Below are 4,430 nucleotides of genomic sequence, written 5' to 3' on the forward strand. Positions count from 1 at the left end.
AAAAAGCCGAAGCAGCAGCCAAGGCCGTAGGCGGTCTGATGGCAACCCCCAAATTCAATGAAGCTGAAAAAGAGCAAGGTCTCTCCGACTTCAATGATCTGCACAAATCGCGCGGAATCGGCGAAGTGCAAAAGCAAATGTCCCAGACAATCAAAATGGCAAAATCCATGAAGGCAGGAGCACTGCCGCTGGCTATGGCAATGTAAAAATTAATTCAGATGGACTCTGAGGGGGGACCATCTGATGTACTGAAGCTTTTCTTATACGAAGAGACAATATGAAATTTAGAAAAGTTTCAATCCGCTGTCATTGTGCGGAATCGTTCAACCTGGGCTAAAACCTTAGTTGCTATTTTTATGTTTCAATCCGCTGTCATTGTGCGAAATCGTTCAACATCTACATCTTTCTTGATTGGGAAAATATAACAAAGTTTCAATCCGCTGTCATTGTGCGGAATCGTTCAACAAAATAAATTTTGATTATATTATTAGATTAAAAGTTTCAATCCGCTGTCATTGTGCGGAATCGTTCAACTTTTATTTACTTCTATACTTGGAATTCTTATCTGTTTCAATCCGCTGTCATTGTGCGGAATCGTTCAACTGGAGAAAAATTTTTCTCTTTCCATTCCGGAGTTTCAATCCGCTGTCATTGTGCGGAATCGTTCAACTTCAACATTTTTTAAAAGAATAGCCGGTTAAGGGTTTCAATCCGCTGTCATTGTGCGGAATCGTTCAACTATATGTTCCGCCGATTTAGTAAAAAGTTATGGTGTTTCAATCCGCTGTCATTGTGCGGAATCGTTCAACTATATGTTCCGCCGATTTAGTAAAAAGTTATGGTGTTTCAATCCGCTGTCATTGTGCGGAATCGTTCAACATGGGTGGCCCTAAATGTGCTGGATGTCAACAGTTTCAATCCGCTGTCATTGTGCGGAATCGTTCAACTGTATGCGTTAAGCATGATTCCAGAATGTACTGTTTCAATCCGCTGTCATTGTGCGGAATCGTTCAACAGAAACTCTTGAAGTTAATGGAGAAACCAGACAGTTTCAATCCGCTGTCATTGTGCGGAATCGTTCAACCCTTATTGATGGTGATGAGACATCGGCTGATAAGTTTCAATCCGCTGTAATTGTGCGGAATCGTTCAACAGGTACCCATTTTTATCCCCAGTTAAACTGATAGCTTATATACCCCACTTTTTCACTCATTTCAAGTAGCACTAATTATCTTACCGGTTACACGCAGCACTAATCACACGCCCAAAACTGGCTACATACTTTATGTATATTTTCAGACACTTAAAGAAAGCTGTGCCAGAATTCAAAAAAGATTGTCCTCAAAAAACTGCAATCGCGTAAAAATTAACATTCCTCAATAAAACCAGAAAATTAAACTTTACTTGGTAATTTTACGATAGCTGCACCCATCACCTCTTTACGCGATTATTGAGTCAAAAGGAGGCAGCTATGCAAAAGGCACCGTATTTCATCTCGTTTGACATCTCAAATAACAAGACTCGCCGCAAAATCTGGAAAATTCTTGATGAATGGAACATCGCCAGACAAAAATCCGCTGTCATCTGCGGGCTAACCCTTCGGCAGGCTCAGGAACTTTTTGGACAATTACAAAACACTATTGATGAAGACGACAGCCTGCTTATGGCCCGGTTGACCTCTTTGGAAGACATCGTGGCCCTCCCTGACAACTCCATACTCAAAAAGGCAATCATGGCCAGCGAGCTTAGCAGGACATTTAGACCTTCCTTCCGGAAAGCCAAAACGTAAGTCCTTCAGGAGGCCTGAATGTATAAAAAACAATGGTTCGTAATCACTTACGATATTGCCGACCCCAAACGATTAGTAAAGGTATTCAAATACCTCAAGCAATTTGCCCTTCATGAGCAGAGGTCTGTTTTTACTGCCCACTTAACTGAGAAACAAAAGAAGCACACAGCACGAAGACTACGCTCAATGATTGATGAGAGAGAAGACACGGTCTGGATATGCCCGGCCCGGTCTGCGAACGACATCTGGCTCAATGACACAGGAAACAATGCACCATTTATAAAAAAAATTTCTAATTTCCTATTGAGGTACCTATCATGAATGCAGCAACCCTTGTTATCGATAAATCTGGAACAACAATCACCCGTGATGGTAAATCTATCGTTATAAAACTTCCCGAAGGAGGCCAGTCACGAATTCCTTTCAACCGGATCGGTTCAATGGTCATATACTCCAAAGCACATGTTGAAACCACTGTCTGGAGAGAATTGGCAAGCCGAAATATTCCCTGTGTGATCCTTCCTTCTCGTGGAAAAGGAAGTGAATGCTGGATAAGCTCCGGCCTTAATGCCAAACTTGATGCCCGACTACTACAGCATCAGGCTTACCATTCATACTCACAGAGCCTTAACGCCCAAAAATTCATTCTTGGCAAAAAATTCCATGCCACCCAATGCCTATTAGAATGCCTCGAATATTCAGCCAGGAGTAAAGGACTCTCCGATGAATTTAATAAAACAAAGATAGACATTGAAACCGCCTCCCAAAATCTAATCAACACAGAACGAAAAATTTCGACCATGGGCATAGAAGGCGGAGCTGATAAATCACTTTACGCCCTTTACACAAAACTACTGCCGCCCAAATGGAATTTCTGCAAAAGAATACGTAGACCGCCGACTGATCCGTTCAACTCTCTTCTGTCCCTGTGCAGCACGCTCGTTTATTCTGAAACACTCAACCAAATTATGCTTCACGGGCTTGATCCGTGCATAGGCATTCTCCACGCCACCCGCAAAAATAGATACAGCCTCGCTCTCGACATCATGGAACCGCTGCGTCCCGCAATAAGCATGTATGCCTACATGCTGCTGACCGAAAAATTTACCTTAAGAGACTTCGCTATCAGCACCGAAGCTTGCCTCCTGCGCAAAAATGCCCGCTCTGAATTTTATTTCCAATGGCATTCCATAATTCATGAATGGGGAAAACTACCGGGGTGTAATTCGCAAAAAGAAATGAACATGAAACAGTGCCTAAGCGAAATAATAGATGATTTAACAAAACTCTGGGAAGGAGATGCCGGAAATGACTAACCTACTGCAACAAATTACCAGCCCTGAAACTATCAACAAGGCATGGAAACAATTAAATGGAGACAAGGCCATGTGGCTGCCAGGAATCAGCCGTGCTGAAATGGAAAAGAACCCTGCCCTGCACCTCTTGAAGCTCTCCGATGATATTCGCAACGGCACATACCACCCGTGCTCAGTCAGGCTCTTCCCCTTAAAAAACGCTAAAGGCAAACAGAGGACAATCGCCGCTTTGTTCCTGCGGGACAAGCTTGCCCAGAAAGCAGTTCAGTCCGTGCTTACGCCGCAGATGGAAAAACTTTTCCATCAGGATAGCTATGGTTACCGTCCGGGACGCTCCGTAGATATGGCGGTGAACAAAACCCATGAATTCATAAAGTGCGGCATGAAATGGGCACTCGATGCGGACATAACAAAATTCTTCGATTCCATTCCACATCGGCAATTGAAAAAAACAGTAAAAAAATATGTACCGCACAGCCCGGTCCAGTCGCTGATTTTTGATTGGATCAAAACCGGAACACCGCGTACTGGAATCTTCCAGCAACGCCGGGGCATCCCACAAGGCAGCATAATATCACCACTACTCTGCAACATGTTCCTCACACCTTTTGACAACAAACTATCGGCAAGAAACCTGCCCTTCGTCCGCTTTGCCGACGATTTTGTAGTCTTCACAGTCTCGGAAAAAGAAGCGGTCAAGGCCCGAAATTATGTAGATAAGCTATTGAAGAAGATGGGACTGGAGCTTCATCCCGGAAAAACCCGTATAATCCCGCCGGACAAGCAGTTCATATTCCTTGGAAAAAAGATCCGCTAATAAAGAAAGCCGCCCCAAATTTCAGGGCGGCTTTCTCATTTCAATCCGCTGTCATTATGCGGAATCGTTCAACTTTATGAAGATAGAAATATCCTATTATGACCACGTTTCAATCCGCTCTCATTATGCGGAATCGTTCAACGGGTACCCATTTTTATCCCCAACTAAACTAGCATCTTATATACCCTGATTTTCCACTCATTTCAAGTAGCACCAATTACCTTACCGGTTACACGCTACACTAACCACTTATCAAAATAAAAAGTAAACGAAATAAATACCTTTTGAATTACATATTTCATTTAAGCCCCCCCTCTCGCAACCCCCAAATTCCTTCCGCGCCCAATCTCATTCCCCGAAACCTTAACATTCCGCCCAAACATCATCCGCGCAAATCCCTGCGCTACCTGAACCGCCCCAGGATCATTCACGCTGAAGAAAATCTTATCTCCATTGTCTTTGACCATGGAACCATTCTTCAAAGTGTAGAGCACGTTTCCGGAGGAAT

The 4,430-nt window shown here is 43.5% G+C and carries 5 protein-coding genes and 1 CRISPR repeat array; all 5 genes read left to right on the forward strand.

Annotated elements, in window-relative coordinates:
- A partial coding sequence (locus tag D0S45_20030) for a hypothetical protein (GenBank protein ID TIH11474.1) occupies positions 1–206 on the forward strand: 206 nt, incomplete at its 5' end.
- Positions 207–292: 86 nt separating this feature from the next.
- A CRISPR array of direct repeats spans positions 293–1,153; the repeat unit is 36 nt; unit sequence GTTTCAATCCGCTGTCATTGTGCGGAATCGTTCAAC.
- Positions 1,154–1,471: 318 nt separating this feature from the next.
- Positions 1,472–1,789, forward strand: coding sequence for a hypothetical protein (locus D0S45_20035; GenBank protein TIH11475.1), 318 nt, complete (start codon positions 1,472–1,474; stop codon positions 1,787–1,789).
- A gap of 18 nt (positions 1,790–1,807) precedes the next feature.
- Positions 1,808–2,110, forward strand: a complete 303-nt coding sequence (gene cas2, locus D0S45_20040; GenBank protein ID TIH11476.1) for a CRISPR-associated endonuclease Cas2 — start codon at positions 1,808–1,810, stop codon at positions 2,108–2,110.
- Positions 2,107–3,105, forward strand: a complete 999-nt coding sequence (cas1, locus tag D0S45_20045) for a CRISPR-associated endonuclease Cas1 (GenBank protein ID TIH11477.1) — start codon at positions 2,107–2,109, stop codon at positions 3,103–3,105. Before cas2 ends, cas1 begins: the two co-directional genes overlap by 4 nt.
- Positions 3,089–3,922, forward strand: a complete 834-nt coding sequence (locus D0S45_20050) for a Retron-type reverse transcriptase (protein ID TIH11478.1) — start codon at positions 3,089–3,091, stop codon at positions 3,920–3,922. Before cas1 ends, D0S45_20050 begins: the two co-directional genes overlap by 17 nt.
- The last annotated feature ends 508 nt before the right edge of the window (positions 3,923–4,430 follow it).

Source organism: Marinifilum sp. JC120, from assembly GCA_004923195.1.
Taxonomy (GTDB): Bacteria; Desulfobacterota; Desulfovibrionia; order Desulfovibrionales; family Desulfovibrionaceae; genus Maridesulfovibrio.

Bases quoted from the DNA above. Each gene is read 5' to 3' on its own strand.
- D0S45_20050 (TIH11478.1), top strand. From the start codon at position 3,089: ATGCCGGAAATGACTAACCTACTGCAACAAATTACCAGCCCTGAAACT.
- D0S45_20035 (TIH11475.1), top strand. From the start codon at position 1,472: ATGCAAAAGGCACCGTATTTCATCTCGTTTGACATCTCAAATAACAAG.
- cas2 (TIH11476.1), top strand. From the start codon at position 1,808: ATGTATAAAAAACAATGGTTCGTAATCACTTACGATATTGCCGACCCC.
- cas1 (TIH11477.1), top strand. From the start codon at position 2,107: ATGAATGCAGCAACCCTTGTTATCGATAAATCTGGAACAACAATCACC.